Source organism: Oceanicella sp. (assembly GCF_056449545.1).
The window spans coordinates 13,446-31,853 of the sequence record NZ_JBWOMN010000124.1; the positions used below are offsets into that span (position 1 = coordinate 13,446).

An 18,408-nucleotide genomic window follows, 5' to 3' on the forward strand; every position below is an offset into this window, starting at 1 on the left:
CCGCAATGCCCGCTGACAGATACGCCGCGTTCCGCGCGCTCGCCCGCGACGCCGGGCTGGACGCTGTGGCGGTGGTCCCGGGGCCGAATTTCCACCGCCTGATGGGCCGGGATTTCCACACCAGCGAACGCCCCCTGCTGGTGATGATCCCGCCATCCGGGCCGCCCGCCGCCATCGTGCCCGATCTGGAGCTGGGATCCTTCGAACTGGTGGGTTTCGAGGGCGAGGTGTTCGACTGGCGCGACCAGGACGGCCACCAGCCGGCCTTCGCGGCGCTGGCCGCGCACATGCCGCTGTCGCGCATCGGCGTCGAGGGCCAGGTGATGCGGGTCTTCGTGCATCACGCGCTGACCCAGGCCAATCCGGGACTGGTCATCGAGGACGCCGAGGCGGCGATCTCCGGGCTGCGCCTGCGCAAGACCGAGGCCGAGATCGCGGCGCTGCAAAAGGCCGTGGACATCGCCGAAACGGCGCTGACGCGGCTTTGCGCGCAGGTGCGCGAAGGCCAGAGCGAAACCGAGATCGAAAGCCTGTTGACGCAGGCGCTGTTCGCGGCCGGGGCCGAGGATCTGGCCTTCGGGCCGATCGTCGCGGCGGGCGACAATTCGGCCCGCCCCCACGCCAGGGCGCGCCCCGACTACCGGGTCAGGCGCGGCGACGCGCTGCTGCTGGATTTCGGCGCGCGCTGGGGCGGGATGTGTTCGGACATCACCCGCACCTTCTTCATCGGCGCCTGTTCGGACCAACGGCGCGCCGTCTATGAAACCGTGCTGGCGGCCAATCGGGCCGGGCACGCGGCGACCCGACCCGGGGCGAGCGCGCATGACGTCGACGACGCGGTGACCGGGGCGCTCGAAGCCTCGCCCTTCGCCGATCGGATCCGCACCAGGACCGGGCACGGGCTGGGCCGCGCGGTGCACGAGGCGCCCTACATCATGCGCGGCAATCGCCAGGCTCTCGAACCCGGCATGGTGTTCACCAACGAACCCGGGCTCTATCGGCTCGGCGATTTCGGCGTGCGCATCGAGGACGACATTCTGGTGACCGAGACCGGTTGCCGATCGCTGACGACGCATCCGCGCGAGCTGACGCTGCTCGGCTGACGCCAGGAAGGGACCCAACCTGTGCTTCCGTTCATTCTCAAACGGCTCGGCGCCTTCATTCCGACGTTTCTCGGCGTGACGGTGATCTCCTTCGCCTTCATCCGGCTGCTGCCGGGCGATCCGCTGCTGCTGATGGCGGGCGAGCGCGGCATGTCCGACGAACGCTACGCCCAGCTGATGGAGAAATTCGGCTTCGACCAGCCGCTATGGGTCCAGTATCTGGATTACCTGCAAGGCATCCTGCAGGGCGATCTGGGCATGTCCTTCGTCACCAAGAAACCGGTCTGGGACGAATTCTTCGCGCTGTTCCCGGCGACGCTGGAGCTGTCGCTCTGCGCCATCGTCGTCGCTGTTGCGCTGGGCATCCCGGCGGGGGTGGTCGCGGCGGTCAAGCGGGGAAAGGTCTTTGACCAGGCGCTGATGACCACGGCGCTGGTGGGCTATTCCATGCCGATCTTCTGGTGGGCGCTGCTGCTGATCATCGTCATGTCGGGGATGCTGGGGCTGACGCCGGTCTCGGGGCGGATCTCGCTGATGTTCTATTTCGACGACGTGACCGGGTTCATGCTCATCGACAGCCTGCTGTCGGGGCAGAAGGGGGCTTTCGCCTCGGCGGTCAGTCATCTGGTGCTGCCCACCATCGTGCTCGCCACCATCCCCATGGCGGTGATCGCGCGCCAGACCCGTTCGGCGATGCTGGAGGTGCTGGGCGAGGATTACGTGCGCACCGCCCGCGCCAAGGGCCTGTCGCCCCAGCGGGTGAACGGGGTGCACGCGCTGCGCAACGCCATGATCCCGGTGGTCACGGTGATCGGGCTGTCGGTGGGCACGCTTCTGGCCGGCGCGATCCTCACGGAAACCATCTTTTCATGGCCCGGCATCGGCAAGTGGATGGTCGACAGCATTTTCCGCCGCGACTACCAGGTGGTGCAGGGCGGATTGCTGCTGATCGCCACCATCGTGATGATCGTCAACCTGACCGTGGACGTGCTGTACGGTTTCATCAATCCCAAGATCAGGAACGGCTGAGCCCATGAGCGACGCAACCGCATCCGCCCCGCAGACCTCGCCCGCCCAGCCCGGTCGATTCCAGGAATTCTGGCGCTATTTCCGCGAAAACCGCGGCGCGGTGATGGGGCTGTGGGTGCTGGTGGCCTTCCTGCTGATCGCCGTGTTCGCCGGGGCGCTGGCGCCCCATTCGCCGATCGAGCAGTTCCGCGAGGCGCTGCTGCAGCCCCCGGTCTGGCAGGAGGGCGGCGCATGGGCGTTTCCGCTGGGCACCGACGCGGTGGGGCGGGACATGCTGTCGCGCCTGCTGCACGGCGCGCGCTATTCCTTCTTCATCGGGCTGGTGGTGGTGGTCGTGGCGGCCACCGGCGGCATTGTCGTCGGGCTGATCGCCGGGTTCGCGCGCGGCTGGGTCGACACCGTGATCATGCGGGTGATGGACGTGATCCTCGCCTTCCCCAGCCTGCTGCTGGCGCTGGTGCTGGTGGCGATCCTCGGGCCGTCGCTGCTGAACGCGATGATCGCCATCGCCATCGTGCTGCAACCCCATTACGTGCGCCTGACGCGGGCCTCGGTGATGTCCGAACGCACCAAGGATTACGTCACCGCCGCCAAGGTGGCGGGCGCGGGCAAGATGCGGCTGATGTTCGTCACCGTGCTGCCCAACTGCCTTGCGCCGATCATCGTGCAGGCGGCGCTGTCGTTTTCGACCGCGATCCTCGACGCCGCGGCGCTGGGGTTCCTGGGCATGGGCGCGCAGCCCCCCACCCCGGAATGGGGCACCATGCTGGCGGATGCGCGCGAATTCATCCTGCGCGCCTGGTGGGTGGTGACGCTGCCGGGGCTGGCGATCCTGATCACCGTGCTGGCCATCAACCTGATGGGCGACGGGCTGCGCGACGCGCTCGACCCCAAGCTGAGGAGGAGCTGAGCCATGGCGCTTCTCGACATCCGCAACCTCACCGTCGAATTCGAGACCGCCAGCGGCATGTTCCGGGCGGTGGATTCGGTGGACATATCCGTGGACGACCGCGAGATCCTCGCCATCGTCGGCGAAAGCGGATCCGGCAAGTCGGTCTTGATGCTGGCCGCCATGGGCCTGCTGCCCTGGACCGCGAAGGTCACTGCCGACAGGCTGGAATTCGACGGCGCAGACCTGATCGGCATGCCCCCCGAACGGCGCCGCCGCATCGTCGGCAAGGACATGGCGATGATCTTTCAGGAACCCATGTCGAGCCTCAACCCCTGCTTCACCGTCGGCTTCCAGATCAAGGAAAGCCTGCGCGAACACACCGACATGGACCGCCGCGCCCGCCACGCCCGGGCCATCGAACTGCTGGAACTGGTCGGCCTGCCGGCCCCGGAAAAGCGGCTCTCGGCGTTCCCTCATCAGTTGTCGGGGGGCATGAGCCAGCGGGTGATGATCGCCATGGCCATCGCCTGCAGGCCCAAGCTGCTGATCGCCGACGAACCGACCACGGCGCTGGACGTGACCATCCAGGCGCAGATCCTCGACCTGCTGGCGGATCTGCAGGACGACACCGGCATGGCGCTGGTGCTGATCACCCATGACATGGGCGTGGTGGCCGAAACCGCGCAGCGGGTCAGCGTGCAATACGCCGGGCAGAAGGTCGAGGAGCAGCCGGTGGAAAAGCTGTTCGCCGACCCTCATCACCCCTACGCCTCGGCGCTGCTGGCCGCATTGCCGGAACGCGCCGCGGGGCGGCTGCTGCCCACCATCCCCGGCGTGGTGCCGGGGCAGTTCGACCGGCCCGCGGGGTGCCTGTTCTCGCCGCGCTGCGCCTATGCGGACGCGCGCTGCCGCACCGAGCCGCCCGCGCCCGCCGCATCGGCGCAGGGGGTCGATCTGGGCGGCGCCCGCTGCCACCGCCCGCTGCTGCGCGGCGCGCCGCTGGACCTGCAGGAGGCCGAAGCATGAACGCGCCGCTGATCGTCGCCGAGGGTCTGAAACGCCATTACCAGGTCGCCGGCGGCCTGTTCGCGCCCGCCGCCACGGTCCGGGCCGTGGACGGGGCCAGCTTTTCGCTGGCCGCCGGGCGCACCCTCGCCGTGGTCGGCGAATCGGGCTGCGGGAAATCCTCGCTGGCCCGGGTCGTCACCATGATCGAACCGCCCACCGCCGGGCGGCTGACCATCGACGGGCGGCTGCTGACCGGCGACGCGGCCGATCTCGCCGCCCTGCGCGCCAGCGTGCAGATCGTGTTCCAGGATCCCTACGGCTCGCTCAACCCGCGCCAGAAGATCGGCCGCATCATCGAAGAACCCCTGCTGATCAACCGCAAGGATCTGGCGCCGGCCGAACGCACCGCCCGGGCCCGCGAGATGATCGAGATGGTCGGCCTGCGCCCTGAACATTACGACCGCTACCCGCACATGTTCTCGGGCGGCCAGCGCCAGCGCATCGCCGTGGCCCGGGCGCTGGTGCTGGAACCGAAAATCCTGGTGCTGGACGAACCGGTCTCGGCGCTGGACCTGTCGATCCAGTCGCAGATTCTCAACCTGCTGGTGGAATTGCAGGACCGGCTCGGGCTCGCCTACCTGTTCATCAGCCACGATCTGTCGGTGGTCCGGCACATGGCCGACGAGGTGATGGTGATGTATCTGGGCCGTCCGGTGGAGCACGCCGGCAAGGAAGATCTGTTCGCCAATCCCCGCCACCCCTACACCAAGGCGCTGCTGTCGGCGACGCCGGTGGCCGACCCGACCCGCAAGCGCCTGCGCATCAAGCTCGAGGGCGACGTGCCCTCGCCCATGAACGTGCCGTCGGGCTGCCCGTTCCATCCGCGCTGCTGGAAGGCGCAGGACAGGTGCCGCGCCGAAATTCCTTCGATGGCCGGCGTGACAGGCCACCGGCAGGCCTGCTTTTTTCCGCTCGCCCCCGGCGAAACCCACGAAACCTGATTTTTCCCGTGAACTGGGGGCAAGCGGGGGCATCCGACTGGCGCCTGAGATTGCAGGTCAGCGGCTTGCCGCGAAAATCCAGTCGCGCAGGCGGCGCCCCGGGCGCGCGCCCATGGCCTCGGCCAGCGGATTGGCGCGCGAGATCACCCCGGTTTCGAACCCCGATCGCGCGTCGCCGATGCGCGCCGTGGCGCAGTCGAGCGTCACCGCGGCGACGCCCCGCGCCTGCAAGGCCGGCAGCCGGGCGCAGCCCACCTCGTCCGGGCCGACGCCCGCGTCGTTGAACGCCGCCAGCCGGGCCTTTGCCTTCAGCGCCCGCGCCGGATCGCCGCCGATCAGCCCGCCATGGGATCCGGTGACGATGATCGCCCCGGAATCCCCGGCGCGCACCAGCGAGGCCGAATCGACCAGCAGGATTTCGCCGCCGCCGGGGGGCGTCAGCGCCTGACGCGCCTCGGGCATGGGGTCGAGCTGTCCGCGCGGCGCCGGGGCGCCCGCCAGCAGCGCCATGGCCTCGGCCGCCGCCATGCCCGGCGCGACCCCGAGCGCCGCCGCCGGGGCGTTCGCGGCGCTGACGATCCCATGGGCCAGCGCGTCGCCCGCCGATCCGATGCGGCAGCTTTCATGCCCCGCCGCGGCCGCCGCCATGGCGACCGATTCCAGCGCCATGACCCCGGCGATCCCGGCATTGTCCAGCCCGCGCCCGGCGTCGTTGAACAGGACCGCGCGCAGCCCGGCGCGCGAGGCCAGCGCGGCGGGAAACAGCCCGCCATGGGATCCCGTCAGCGCCGCGCGCCCCTGCGCGGCGGCGTCCGCATCGGTGATGCTGTCCAGAAGAAGCGGGGCGGCGGCGTTCATCCGCGCAGGCTATATGCGCTTGACGCCCCGTTCAACCGGTCCCAATCTGCCGGCGAAACATAAGGGGGGCGAACAATGGCCGCCCCTCGCGAGGGAGACCACATCGATGCACCGCGCCACAGGGCCCGGACCGGCGGCGGCATGAGCGCGCCCGCCGGATCCGCGGATCATGCCCGCACCCCGACCCGCCCCGACCAGACCCGTCCCGACCCGTCCAATGTCGATCGGGCCGAGGCGCTGGACCTGCTCGCCCTGATGGAGCGCATACGCGCCTTCGAGGAGCAGGCCTGCCTTGCCGCCGAGCGCGACCGCCTGGTGCTGGGCGCGATCCACCCGTCGATCGGGCAGGAGGGCGTCGCCGTCGGCGTGGTCGGGGCGCTGCGCGCCGATGACGTGCTGCTGTCCACCCATCGCGGCCACGGGCACACCCTGGCCAAGGGCGCCGACCCGCTGGCGATGATGCGCGAATTGCTGGGGCGCGAGGGCGGCTGCTGCGGCGGCAAGGGCGGCTCCATGCACATCGCCGATTTCAGCGTCGGCATGCTGGGCGCCAACGGCGTGGTCGCGGCCAACATCGTCATCGCCGCGGGGGCGGCGCATGGCGTGAAGCTGCTGGGCGGGGATCGCGTGGTCTGCGCCATATTCGGCGACGGCGCGATCAACCGGGGCACGTTCCTGGAGGGCCTGAACTGGGCGCGGGTGTTCGACCTGCCGATCCTGTTCGTCTGCGAGGACAACCGCTATTCCGCCACCACCAGCACCGCGACCATGACCGGCGGGCCGGGACCGGCGGCGCGGGCCGAAAGCCTCGGGCTGGCGGCGCGCGCGGTGGATGGCAACGACCCGCTGGCGACGCTCGAGGCCAGCCGCGCCGCCATCGCCCGCATCCGCGCCGGCGGCGGCCCGGAATTTCTGCACGCGATCACCTATCGGCGCACCGGGCACACCAGTTTTGATCCGGCGTCCTACCGGCCCGAAGGCGAATCCGAGGCCATGGCCGAGACAAGCGACCCCGTGGCCAATCTGCGCGAGACCCTGACCCTGGCGGGCGCCGACCCGAAAGACCTCGACGCGCTGCATGACGCCGCGCAGGCCGAGATGACCGAGGCCCTGCGCCTGGCCGCCGCCACGCCGTTTCCCGACCCGGCGACGGCGTTCGAGGACGTGCAGGATGTGGGCTCGCCGGCAAGGGAGGCGTTCTGATGGCGCGCATGACTTACCTCGAGGCCGGGCGCGAGGCCGTGGCCCGCGCCATGCGCGCCGACGCCCGCGTGTGGTGCGTGGGCGAGGATCTGGGGCGCGGCGGCGTGTTCGGCCAGTACAAGGGCCTGCGCGAGGAATTCGGCGAGGCCCGCATATCCGACGCGCCCATATCCGAGGCCTGCATCATGGGCGCCGCCTTCGGCGCGGCGATGATGGGCACGCGGCCCGTGGTCGAGATGCGGTTTTCCGATTTCGCGCTCTGCGCGGTGGACGAACTGGTCAACCAGGCGGCCAAGGCGCGTTTCATGTTCGGCGGCCAGTCGCGCGCGCCCATGGTGGTGCGCGAACCGATCGGCATGTGGCGCTCCTCGGCCGCGCAGCACAGCCAGTCGCTGGAAAGCTGGTATGCGCATGTCCCGGGGCTGGTGGTGGTCTGCCCGGCGACCCCGCAGGACAATTTCTCGCTGCTGAGCGCGGCCATCGAATGCGACGACCCCGTCGTCTACATGGAGCACAAGAACATCTGGGCGCTGGAGGGCGAGGTCGATCCGGACCTGACCGTCACGCTGGGGCAGGCGCGAAAGGCGCGATCCGGGTCCGACGTGACGCTGGTCAGCTGGTCGGCCTGCGCGCATGAGGCGATGGCGGCCGCCGAGACCCTCGCGGGCGAAGGCGTCGAGGCGGAGGTGATCGACCTGCGCAGCCTCTGGCCCTGGGACAAGACCATGGTGCTCGACAGCGTGCGGCGCACCGGGCGGCTGGTGGTCGCCCATGAAGCCGTCGCCGTGGGCGGCTTTGGCGCCGAAGTGGTCGCCACCGTCGCCGAACAGGCGGGGAATGCGCTGAAAGCGCCGATAAGACGCCTCGGCGCGCCGCGATCGCTGATCGCCTATGCGCCCAATCTCGAGGACCGCATGCGGGTCACCGCCGCGATGATCGCCGCGGCGGCGCGCGAAACCATGAAAAGGGACGCGGCATGACCGACGCCACCAGAACCGTCGCCGGCTCCGAAGCCGAAATCACCGAAGCCGAAATCACCGGCGGCGAAGCGCTGGCCCGCATGATCCTCGCCCATGACGGCGGGCCGATCTTCGGCATGGGCGGGTTTCAGCTTCTGCCGTTCTACGACGCGGCGCGGCGGTTGGGCCTCAACCACACTCTCATCAATGACGAACGCTGCGGCGTGTTCGCCGCCGACGCCTACGCCAAGGTCTCGGGGCGGGTCGGGCTGGTGGACGCGACGCTGGGGCCGGGGGCCACCAACCTCGTCACCGGGTTGGTCGAGGCCCTGAACGCCGGCACGCCGCTGGTCGCCATCGTCGGCGACGCCCATCGCGACCATGCCGGGCGCAACATGACCCAGGAAACCGACCAGCTCGCCATCCTGCGCCCCGCCGCCAAGGCGGTGCTGCGGATCGAATCCGTGCATCGCATCCCCGAACTGATGCGCCGGGCCTTTGCGCTCGCCACCTCCGGGCGCCCCGGACCGGTGATCGTCGACGTGCCCGAGGACGTGGCCCATGGCGCGCATGCCTTCGCCGCCGACGCCTTCTTCGCCGACAAGGCCCATTGCGCCGCGCCCGCCCTGCGCTGCCGCCCCGAGTCCGCGGCGCTGGCCCGCGCGGCGCAGATGCTTGAAACCGCCGAACGCCCGCTGATGCTGTGCGGCGGCGGGGTGCATGTCTCGCAAGCAACCGGCGCGGTGGAGGCGCTGGCCCGGGGGCTGGCGATCCCGGTGGCGCATACGCTTTCGGGCAAGGGCGCCATCGCCTGCACCGACCCGCTGAACGCCGGGCTGTTCGGGCGCTACGACCGCATCGCCAACGCGCTGATCGAGCAAAGCGACTGCTTGCTGGTCGTGGGCTGCAAGCTGGGCGAGATCGCCACCAAGCGCTACGCGGTGCCGGCGCCGGGGCGCAGGCTGATCCATCTCGACAACGTGGCCGAGGAAATGGGCCGCACCTATGACCCGACGATAAAGCTGTGGGGCGACGCGCGGGCCGGGTTGCAGGACCTGCTGGACGCGGCCGGAGACCCCGCCGGACAGCGCGCGCGCCGCGCCGCGCATGTCGCCGACATCCCGGCGCGCATGGCGGCATGGCGCGAGAGCGTGGCCGAAAAACTGGACGCGCCGGAAACCCCGGTGCACATGGCCCGCCTGATCACCGAATTGAACGTCCACATGCCCGCGGACGGGCTGCTGGTCGCCGATGGCGGGTTTGCGGCGCATTGGAGCGGGCTGCTCTATGACACCAAGCGCGCCGGGCGCGGGTTCGTGCCGGATCGGGGCTTTGCGTCGATCGGCTACGGGCTGCCCGGGGCCATGGGCGCGCAGCTGGCCCGCCCCGACGCGGCGGTGGTCGGGCTGACCGGCGACGGCGGCTTCAACATGGCGCTCGGGGATCTGGAAACCGCGCGGCGCATGGGGCTCGGGATCACGGTGATCGTGGTCAACAACGCCGCCAGCGGCTACGTGAAGGCGCTTCAGCACCTGATGTACGGGCAGGGCGCCTACCAGTCGAGCGACCTTTCGGAGATGAACTACGCGGCCATCGCCGAGGCCATGGGCTGTCACGGCCAGCGGGTCGAACGGCCCGAGGATCTGGGCGGCGCGCTTCAGGCGGCCTTCGCCATCCGCGACCGGCCCAGCGTCATCGACGTGATGGTGACCCGCGACCCGTCGCGGATGCTGCCCGCCGTGGACAACCGCGCGGCCAGGGTGGCCAAGGGCGACCGGATCGCCTAGCGGCGCGCCGCCGCAAGGGCGCCCCGCAACGCCAGGGCGCCCCGACGGCGGGGGCGCTTTGCGCAATGGCTTGGACGGGCGGGCGCCGCATGCGGGGCCGCTGGCCGCGGCGTGCGATCACATCGTCATCCGGGGCCGCCGTCCCGGCGTCGAGCAGCCGGGCATTCGCCGCATTTGCGGCCAGCGAGGGATTCTTCATGCGTCCATGGCAAGCCTACGGCCTGTGCCTGATCGGGGTCACCGGTCATGCGTCGAGCGAATTCGTCGCCAAGCTGGCGGACACGCCGGGGCCGGAATTCAGCGTCTGGCGTTTCCTGATCGGCGGCGCGGCGCTGCTGGTTCTCACGCAGGTCTGGCCGGGTCAGCGCGACCTTCTGGGGCCGCTCAGGCGCGACGGGCTGCGGATCGCGCTGGTGGCGTGTCTCGGCATGGCGCTGGGGCAGCTGCTGTTCCACTGGGCGCTGGATTTCGCCGACGTGGTGCAGGTGGCGACCATGGTCACCGGCATTCCGATCTTCGTGGTGGTGGCGGACCGGCTGATCAACGGCACGCCGATCAGCAAGCCCAAGGTCGTCAGCGGCGTCGGCGCGTTTCTCGGCGTGGCGCTGCTGCTGGCCAACAGCGCGCGCGGCGGCGGGGGCGCCGGGTTCGGCTTTGGCGGCGACCAGATGTTCGGCACGCTGCTGGCGCTGGGCAGCGCGGTCACCGGCGCGCTCTATCTGGTCCTGGCCCGCCCGCTGGTGGTGGCCCACGGGCCGGTGCGCATGACCGCCTACACCTTCGTGTTCGGCTTCGTCTTCCTGTTCGTGGTGGTGGGCGGCGTCTGGGGCGTCTGGGTCAACCCGCTGTCGCTGTTCGACAAGTCGCCCAACCAGATCGCCGGCATTCTCACCATCGGGGTCTGGAACACCGCAATCGCCTTCGCGGTCTGGCTGGCGGGGCTGGCCGGGGCGCCCGATTCCCAGCGCGCCAACTACCTGTTCTTTCTCAAGCCGGTGATCGCCGCCTTCCTCGCGGTGGCGATTCTGTCGGAGCCGATTTCGCCGCTGCAGGGGCTGGCGATCTTCGCGATCTGCTTCTGCGTGGCGCTGGAATACGTCTGGTCCACGCGTCTGGCGCGAATTGCGGCGGGCGACATCGCCGGATGAAGCGGATTTTGCGCCGTATTGCCGGGGCAGGCGCCCAAGCGAAAGGAAATTTCACAGAGAAAGGTTGACGTGCGTTGAAATGCTCACGCTACTGTAGCTATCGTTGTCGAAAAATCGGCGACATGAACGGGGACGCACATGATCCCCACCGCAACACTGGGAGGATCTCGATGACAATCAGTTTCCTGAGAAAGGCCGGCTTGACCGTCGCGACCTGCGCCATGGCGCTCAGCTTCACGGCGATGGACGCCGACGCGGGCAAGAAGGTGCGCTGGAAAATGCATTCGGCCTTCGGCAAGAACCTGGCGGTGATCGGGCCGGTGGGCTACCGCATCGCCGACATGGTGCGCGAAATGTCCGGCGGCGATTTCGACATCAAGGTGTTCGAGCCGGGCGCGCTGTCGGGCGGCTACGCCTATTACGATCCGGTTTCTCAGGGCGCCTACGAGGCAGCCTACGGCACGCCGGGCGCCAACCAGGGCAAGAATTCCGCCTACGCCTTCCTGTCGACCTGGCCGTTCGGCCCCAACGCGCTTGAATTCAACGCCTGGATGCTGAACGGCGGCGGCGTGCAGCTGGCCGAGGAGCTCTACGCCAAGGACAACATCAAGTATCTCTATTGCGGCATGATCCCGCCCGAGACCTCGGGCTGGTTCCGCGAGCCGATCGAGAGCCTCGAACAGCTCAAGGGCCTGAAGATGCGCTTCTTCGGCATGGGCGCGAAGGTGATGCAGAAATTCGGCGTGTCCACGCAGCAGCTCGCCGGCGGCGACATCTACCCGGCGCTGGAGCTCGGCACCATCGACGCCACCGAGTTCTCGATGCCGGCGATCGACCGCTCGCTGGGCTTCTACCAGATCGCCAAATACAACTATTTCCCCGGTTGGCATCAGCAGTCCACGACCAACGAGGTGCTGGTCAACATGGACAAGTGGAACGGGCTGCCGCCGGAATACCGCGCCATGCTCAAAACCGCGTGCATGGCCAATTTCATGGTCGAGCTGGGCGACGGCGAGGCCCTGCAGGCCCCGGCGATGCTGGCCAACCAGGCCGATGGCGTGACCATCATGGACTGGCCGGATGACGTGATCCAGCAGCTCAGCGACGCGTGGGACGAGGTCGTGGCCGAAGAGGTCGCCGCCAATCCCGACGTCGCCAAGATCTGGGCCAGCTATCAGAAATTCCACGAGGATTACCAGGTGTGGGGCAAACGCGCCTACCTCAAGTGACCTGACGCCGCGGGGCCCCCGACCGGGCCCCGCAATTGCGACAGGGGCGGGCGGCGACGCATGGCGCGTCGCCGTTCGGCCCGTCGCCGATCGACCCGTCGCCGGTCGACCCGTCGCCGGTCGACCCGTCAGCGGCGGGCCCGCGCCCGTCACCGCCCATGCGCGCATCGCGACGGGGCGGCCGCGCCAACAAGGACAACAGGTGAGATGGACAGACTATTGAGCGTTGCGGGCTTGCTTGACCGCATCGTGCGAAATTTGGGCAAGGCGTCGGGATGGCTGATCCTGCCTCTCATCGCGGTGATCATGTTCGACGTGGTGATGCGCAAGATCGATTTCACGCGGCTCTACTTTTCCGGGATCACCGCTGAATACGGTTATTCCGTGTCGACGATCCTGCAGGATCTGGAATGGCATTTCCACGCGGTGCTGCTGATGCTGAGCTTCGGCTTCGGCTATCTGGCCAATTCCCACGTGCGCGTGGACATCTTCCGGGAATTGCTGCCGCGGCGCAATCAGGGCTGGGTCGAGTTTGCCGGCCTGATCATTCTGGCGCTGCCGTTCCTGTCGATCATGATCGTCTACGCGATCGACATGACGGTTCTGTCTTTCAATCAGGGCGAGGGATCGGATTCGCTGACCGGCATCGACTATCGCTGGGTGATAAAATCCGTGGTGCCCCTCGGCTTCGTGGTGGTGATGGCGGCGGTGTTCGCCACGCTGATCCGGCTGGCCGGGTTCCTGTTCGGCACCGACGCGCAGCAGCGCGTGGCGCTGGACGGGCTGGAGATCTTCGCCGACCACCACGCCGAACTGGACAAGGCCAAGGCCGAGGCCGAACGCCTGCTGCGCGAACATGAGGACGGACTCGTCCGCGCCGCCGCGGCCCGGGAGGGCAACGACGACGGCAACGATGACGACGACAACGACGACAACGACAACGACAACGACAACGACAACGACAATGACGGTGCCTCCGGGCCGACTGCCGGCCAGGAAGGGCGCTGAATCATGTGGGAAGCGATTTACGATCACCTCTACGTCTATATCGGCGCCTACATGTTCATCGCGCTGGCGCTCACGCTGTTCACCGGCATGCCGGTGGCCATGGCGCTGGGCGGGGTCTCGGTGTTGTTCGGGCTGCTGTCGGTCTATCTGGAATTCATCGACATGGCGGTGTTCTACCAGGTGATCCAGCGGGTCTGGGGCGGCGACGGCGGCTCCGGCGCGGTGCAAAACCCGATCCTTGTGGCGATTCCATGTTTCGTGTTCATGGGCACCATGCTGGAGAAATCCCGCGTCGCCGAGGACCTGCTGCACATCCTGCAGATCATGCTGCGCCGGGTGCCCGGCGGGCTGGCGCTGTCGGTGACGGTGATGGGCACCATCATGGCCGCCACCACCGGCATCATCGGCGCCTCGGTGGTGATGATGACCCTGCTGGCGCTGCCGGCGATGCTGCTGCGCGGCTATCACCCGGCGCTGGCCTCGGGCACCATCGCGGCGAGCGCCACGCTGGGCATCCTGATCCCGCCCTCGATCATGCTGGTGCTGATGGCCAACCTGCTGGCGGTGTCGGTGGGCAACCTGTTCATCGGCGCGATTCTGCCGGGGCTGGTGCTGTCGGCGCTGTATTTCACCTACATCGTCGCGCTCTGCACCATCAAGCCGCATCTGGCGCCGCCGCTGGCCGAGGACGCGATCCAGCTCAACCCCACGCGGCGCAAGAACGTCTATCTGTTCCTCGGCGTCACCGCCGCCATCATCGTCGCCGCCCTGCTGGGCGGGCAGTCGCCGCTGGCCGATGACATCAACTGGTGGTTCCTCAGCTTCATCGGCATCTTCGTGGCCGCCATGGTGATCGGCCGGGCCGAGGGCAACACCCTGCTGGGGGGCATCCTCAAGGGTTTCGTGCCGCCGATCTTCCTGATCATCATGGTGCTGGGCTCGATCTTCGCGGGCTGGGCGACGCCGACCGAGGCCGCCGGCGTGGGCGCCTTCGGATCCATGGTGCTGGCGATCTTCAACCGGACCCTGAATTTTCAGGTCCTGCAGAGCGTCGTGCATCGCACGGCGCTGACCACGGCGATGATCTTCTTCATCTTCGTGGGCGCCACCGCGTTCTCGACGATCTTTCGCAACGTCTATGGCGAGGATCTGATCATCGAGTTCATCGAATGGCTGGATTTCGGCCCCTGGGGGCTGCTGTTCCTGCTGATGGGCGTGATCTTCCTGATGGGGTTCTTCTTCGATTTCCTCGAAATCACCCTGATCATCCTGCCGGTCTTCGCCCCGGTGATCCGCCATCTGGCCCCGGCCTTCGGGGCGCATCTGGGCATCGACGCGCCCACCAACGCGGTGCAGACGCAGGCGCTGGAGGCGCAGGTGATCTACTGGTTCGCCATACTCGTGGCGGTGAATCTGCAAACCTCGTTCCTGACGCCGCCCTTCGGCTTCGCGCTGTTCTACATGAAGGGCGTGGCGCCGTCGTCGGTGAAGATGACCCATATCTATTCGGGCATCATCCCCTTCGTGATCCTGCAGCTTCTGGGGCTGGGCGCGGTGCTGATCTGGCCGCAACTGGCGCTGTGGCTGCCGGATGTCGTGTTCGGACGGTAGCGGCGCGGCCTCGGGCGCGCCGGCCGATCCCGGGGCCCCCGCTGCAAATCGCGGCGGGGGCCCTTTTGATTAGATACAGTAATATGACCTTAGAATGAAATAGACATTCACATTCATGATGTGGAACACAAGCCGCGTTTTCGAAAAATCGCGTCTGTTTCCAGTCAAACCCTTTTCCCCGTTTGCAGAATCACAATCTTTTGATATAAACCTCCCTTGATTACTGGTCGGGGCCGTTGCGACGCGGATGACAAACCCTGTGGCTGCGCTCCTCCGGAGCGGCATTGGGCGCCAAGACATAGGATCGGGTTCCACGGGGTCGCCGCGCCGATCCCATCCAAGGCCTTCTTGGATCGCATGCGCAGCCGCTCATCGCCCCGCCGCCCCGCCGCCCCGCCGCCCCGCCGTCTCGGGGCGCGCAGGGCTCATCGTCATGGGCGCCCGTGTGCGGGTGTCGCTCGAATTCGCCGGATCGGCCAGATCCGCGCGCCCAAAGCAGGGAGACAGCCATGTACGACACCCCAGGCGTTTACATCCAGGAAATCCCCTCGGGATCGCGCCCCATCTCCGGGGTCGCCACCTCCAACACCGCCTTCATCGGCATGTTCGAACGCGGCCCGGTGAACGAGGCGGTGCGCATCACCTCGCCGGGCGATTTCGAGCGCCGCTTCGGCGGCGTGGCGGCGGGGTATCCGGCATCGTATGCGCTGCGCAATTATTTCCTCAACGGCGGCGCGGTGGCCTTCGTGGTGCGCGGCTTCAACGGCGACCCGGACGCCGACGCGGCGAGCGTCGACATCGCCGAGCAGGGCGCGGCCGCGCCCTCGCTGAGCGTCACCGCCGCCTCGCCCGGGACCTGGGGCGACGCGCTGGCCGTGGGGGTGGCCCATGCCGGCGCCGGCGCGACCGCCTTCACGCTGATCGTGCGCGAATACGACGGCGATTCCGTGGTGCGCGAGGAAGCGTTCATCGACCTTTCCACCGACGAGGCCAGCCCGCGCTACGGCGCGACCGTGGTGAACCGGGATTCGACCCTGATCCGGCTGGCCCAGACCGACGGCGCGCTGCCCGAACGCCTCAGCCCCGGCGGCGTCGACGCCGCCGATCTCGACGCGCTGCTCGAACTCGACGCGGCCGGGCTCACCGCGCTTGGGGGCGGCGACGACGGGGTGCTGCCGGGCGACGCCGGCTGGCCCGGCGCGGCGCTGAATTCGCTGATGGGCGATCAGGCGACCACCGGCATGTATGCGCTGAACGCCATCGTGCCCGAGGTGTTCAACATCATGTGCCTGCCCGACGCGGCGGAGATGGACGTCACCGATGACGGCGAACGCAACGCCATGCGCGCCATTTACGAGGAGGCCTACGCCTTCTGCCGCGCCAATTTCGCCTTCCTGCTGGTGGACACCCCGCCGCAGGCCACCCGCGCCAATCTGGCGGCGCGCTGGACCGGTCAGCTCGGCGCCGCCGCCGGGCCCAATTCGGCGCTGTATTATCCGCGCATGCGCGGCGCCGACCCCCTGAACCCCACCGCCAGCGTGGACCTGGGCGCCAGCGGCGCCGTCGCCGGCATCTACGCGCGCACCGATGCGCAGCGCGGGGTCTGGAAGGCCGCCGCCGGCACCGAGGCGCGGATCGCCGGCGGCGGCCCGGCCGACATCATGACCGATCGACAGCAGGGGCCGCTCAACACCCAGGGCGTGAACTGCCTGCGCCGGTTCCCGGTCTATGGCGACGTGGTCTGGGGGGCGCGCACCCTCAACGGCGCCGACGCGCAGGCCAGCGAATGGAAATACGTGCCGGTGCGCCGCCTGGCGCTGTATATCGAAGGCTCGCTGCGGCGCGGGCTGCAATGGGCGGTTTTCGAACCCAATGACGAACCGCTGTGGTCGTCGATTCGGCTCAGCGTCGGCGCCTTCATGACCCAATTGCACCGCAAGGGCGCGTTTCAGGGGGCCTCGGCGCGCGACGCCTTTCTGGTGAAATGCGATTCCGAGACCACGACCCAGGCTGACATCAATCTGGGCATCGTCAACATCCTGGTGGGCTTCGCTCCGGTGCGCCCGGCGGAATTCGTCATCGTGCAAATCAAGCAACAGACCCTGATTTCCTGATAAGGGGGGGAGGAACCCATGGCTCAGTTCACCGTCAACGCGACCCGCTTCGACCCCTACAAGAATTTCAAGTTCCGCCTGAAATGGGATGGCCGCTACGTCGCGGGCATATCGAAGGTCAGCCCGCTGAAACGCACCACGGAAATCGTCGAACACCGCGAGGGCGGCGATCCCTCGACCCCGCGCAAATCCCCCGGCGTCACCAAGTTCGAGGGCATCACCCTTGAACGCGGCGTCACCCATGACATCGAGTTCGAGCAATGGGCCAACAAGGTGTGGAACTACGGCTCGGGGCTCGGCGCCGAGGTCAGCCTGCAGGATTTCCGCAAGGACGTGGTGCTGGATTTCTTCAACGAGGCCGGGCAGCTGGCGCTGTCCTACCGGATTTTCCGCGCCTGGGTCAGCGAATACCAGGCGCTGCCGGAACTCGACGCCAACGCCAACGCCGTGGCCATCGAGATGCTGAAGATCGAACATGAGGGCTTCGAGCGGGACTATGACGCGACCGAACCCGCCGAGCCCTCCTTCGTCGAGCCGGCGGCCTGAGGCCATGTCCCAGCATGGCGCCCCCGCCAGCGGGGCCTCGGTCGGCGCCGGCAACGGGGCCGGTCTGAGCGCATCCCGCGCGCTGGATCTGCTGGAGCGCGGCGCGAACGCCGATCGCGCCGGCCGCGCGCTGCTGTTTTACGAAGCCGCCCAAGGGCGCGCGCCGGGGGCCGAACCGGGGGGGGCCGAACCGGGGGGGGCCGAACCGGGGGGGGCCGAACCGGGCCGCGCCGCGCCGTTGGGCGATCTGGACCGCGCCGCCTGGAGGTTGCGTCGCGCCAGCATCGGCGGCGCGGCGGAGGCCGTCGCGATCTGCCCCGGCTGCGGCGCCGATCTGGACGTGGCGCTGCCCGCGGGGTTTTCGCTGCCCGCGCGGATCGCGGATCACGCGGAGATCGCCCATGACGGCGCCGCATGGCGGCTGCGCCTGCCGACGCTGGGCGATTTCAGCGACGGGGCGCTGCAGGTCGAAAGGCTGGCCGAGGGCGCGCCCTGGCATGACGCGGGTTTCCGCGCCAAGGCCGAGGCGGCGCTGGACAAAGCCGATCCGGGCATGGATCTGCGCCTGTCGCTGGCCTGCGCCGCATGCGGCGCCGCCATCGAGGAGCCCTTCGACGCGGTGGCCTATTTCTGGAACGAATTGCAGATGCTGGAAACCCGGCTGATCCGCGAGGTCGCCGATCTCGCCCGCGCCTATGGCTGGTCGGAGGCCGAGATCCTCGCCATGTCGCCGCGTCGCCGGGCGCTGTATCTGGCGGAGGCGGAGCGATGACCGGGCTGTTCGCCGCGCTGAGCGCGCGCGCCGCCCCGACCGGCGCCCCCGGCCTGCGCCCGCGCCTGCAAACCCGGTTCGAGGCCGGCGCCATGGCCGGCGCGCCGCGGGACGGGCTGGAAGACGACGCCGCCGCCGCG

16 protein-coding genes are annotated in these 18,408 nt (G+C 68.8%); 15 read left to right on the forward strand and 1 reads right to left on the reverse strand.

All coding sequences use genetic code 11. The features are described from left to right. Positions 1-5 precede the first annotated feature (5 nt). The 5 genes from AC1HC7_RS16230 to AC1HC7_RS16250 are packed head-to-tail and all read left to right on the forward strand — an operon-like array spanning position 6 to position 5,033. Positions 6-1,103, forward strand: a complete 1,098-nt coding sequence (locus tag AC1HC7_RS16230; protein ID WP_479499219.1) for a M24 family metallopeptidase — start codon at positions 6-8, stop codon at positions 1,101-1,103. Between the two features lie 21 nt (positions 1,104-1,124). Beyond that, entirely contained in the window at positions 1,125-2,132 is a 1,008-nt protein-coding gene (locus tag AC1HC7_RS16235; protein WP_479496528.1) for an ABC transporter permease subunit, read from the forward strand. Between the two features lie 4 nt (positions 2,133-2,136). Beyond that, the gene (locus AC1HC7_RS16240; RefSeq protein ID WP_479496527.1) at positions 2,137-3,042 is read left to right on the forward strand and encodes an ABC transporter permease subunit; all 906 of its coding nucleotides are present in this window, start codon (positions 2,137-2,139) and stop codon (positions 3,040-3,042) included. A gap of 3 nt (positions 3,043-3,045) precedes the next feature. Continuing rightward, positions 3,046-4,050, forward strand: a complete 1,005-nt coding sequence (locus AC1HC7_RS16245; protein WP_479499220.1) for an ABC transporter ATP-binding protein — start codon at positions 3,046-3,048, stop codon at positions 4,048-4,050. Then, the gene (locus tag AC1HC7_RS16250) at positions 4,047-5,033 is read left to right on the forward strand and encodes an ABC transporter ATP-binding protein (RefSeq protein ID WP_479496525.1); all 987 of its coding nucleotides are present in this window, start codon (positions 4,047-4,049) and stop codon (positions 5,031-5,033) included. Before AC1HC7_RS16245 ends, AC1HC7_RS16250 begins: the two co-directional genes overlap by 4 nt. A gap of 57 nt (positions 5,034-5,090) precedes the next feature. Here AC1HC7_RS16250 and AC1HC7_RS16255 read toward each other — a convergent pair whose 3' ends face one another. After that, entirely contained in the window at positions 5,091-5,891 is an 801-nt protein-coding gene (locus tag AC1HC7_RS16255; RefSeq protein WP_479496524.1) for a hypothetical protein, read from the reverse strand. A gap of 141 nt (positions 5,892-6,032) precedes the next feature. On the opposite strand from AC1HC7_RS16255, the gene AC1HC7_RS16260 reads away from it, so the two are divergent. The 10 genes from AC1HC7_RS16260 to AC1HC7_RS16305 all read left to right on the forward strand — a co-directional run bounded on the left by AC1HC7_RS16260 (position 6,033) and on the right by AC1HC7_RS16305 (position 18,268). Next, on the forward strand, positions 6,033-7,094 hold the full coding sequence (locus AC1HC7_RS16260; RefSeq protein ID WP_479496523.1) for a thiamine pyrophosphate-dependent dehydrogenase E1 component subunit alpha: 1,062 nt from the start codon (positions 6,033-6,035) through the stop codon (positions 7,092-7,094). After that, on the forward strand, positions 7,094-8,074 hold the full coding sequence (locus tag AC1HC7_RS16265) for an alpha-ketoacid dehydrogenase subunit beta (RefSeq protein WP_479496522.1): 981 nt from the start codon (positions 7,094-7,096) through the stop codon (positions 8,072-8,074). The genes AC1HC7_RS16260 and AC1HC7_RS16265 overlap by 1 nt, the downstream gene beginning before the upstream one ends. Beyond that, positions 8,071-9,840 (forward strand): thiamine pyrophosphate-binding protein, encoded by a 1,770-nt coding sequence (locus AC1HC7_RS16270; protein ID WP_479496521.1) that lies wholly within the window; start codon positions 8,071-8,073, stop codon positions 9,838-9,840. Before AC1HC7_RS16265 ends, AC1HC7_RS16270 begins: the two co-directional genes overlap by 4 nt. 197 nt (positions 9,841-10,037) lie before the next feature. Further along, entirely contained in the window at positions 10,038-10,988 is a 951-nt protein-coding gene (locus AC1HC7_RS16275; RefSeq protein WP_479496520.1) for a DMT family transporter, read from the forward strand. A gap of 170 nt (positions 10,989-11,158) precedes the next feature. Next, entirely contained in the window at positions 11,159-12,217 is a 1,059-nt protein-coding gene (locus AC1HC7_RS16280; protein WP_479499221.1) for a TRAP transporter substrate-binding protein, read from the forward strand. Between the two features lie 207 nt (positions 12,218-12,424). Further along, on the forward strand, positions 12,425-13,225 hold the full coding sequence (locus tag AC1HC7_RS16285; protein ID WP_479499222.1) for a TRAP transporter small permease subunit: 801 nt from the start codon (positions 12,425-12,427) through the stop codon (positions 13,223-13,225). Between the two features lie 3 nt (positions 13,226-13,228). Continuing rightward, positions 13,229-14,836 carry a TRAP transporter large permease gene (locus AC1HC7_RS16290; RefSeq protein WP_479496517.1) on the forward strand — a complete coding sequence of 536 codons (1,608 nt, stop codon included), beginning with the start codon at positions 13,229-13,231 and terminating at the stop codon, positions 14,834-14,836. Positions 14,837-15,345: 509 nt separating this feature from the next. Then, the gene (locus AC1HC7_RS16295) at positions 15,346-16,950 is read left to right on the forward strand and encodes a phage tail sheath family protein (protein ID WP_479496516.1); all 1,605 of its coding nucleotides are present in this window, start codon (positions 15,346-15,348) and stop codon (positions 16,948-16,950) included. A gap of 18 nt (positions 16,951-16,968) precedes the next feature. Beyond that, positions 16,969-17,496, forward strand: coding sequence for a phage tail protein (locus AC1HC7_RS16300; protein WP_479496515.1), 528 nt, complete (start codon positions 16,969-16,971; stop codon positions 17,494-17,496). Positions 17,497-17,500: 4 nt separating this feature from the next. Beyond that, on the forward strand, positions 17,501-18,268 hold the full coding sequence (locus AC1HC7_RS16305; protein WP_479499223.1) for a hypothetical protein: 768 nt from the start codon (positions 17,501-17,503) through the stop codon (positions 18,266-18,268). The last annotated feature ends 140 nt before the right edge of the window (positions 18,269-18,408 follow it).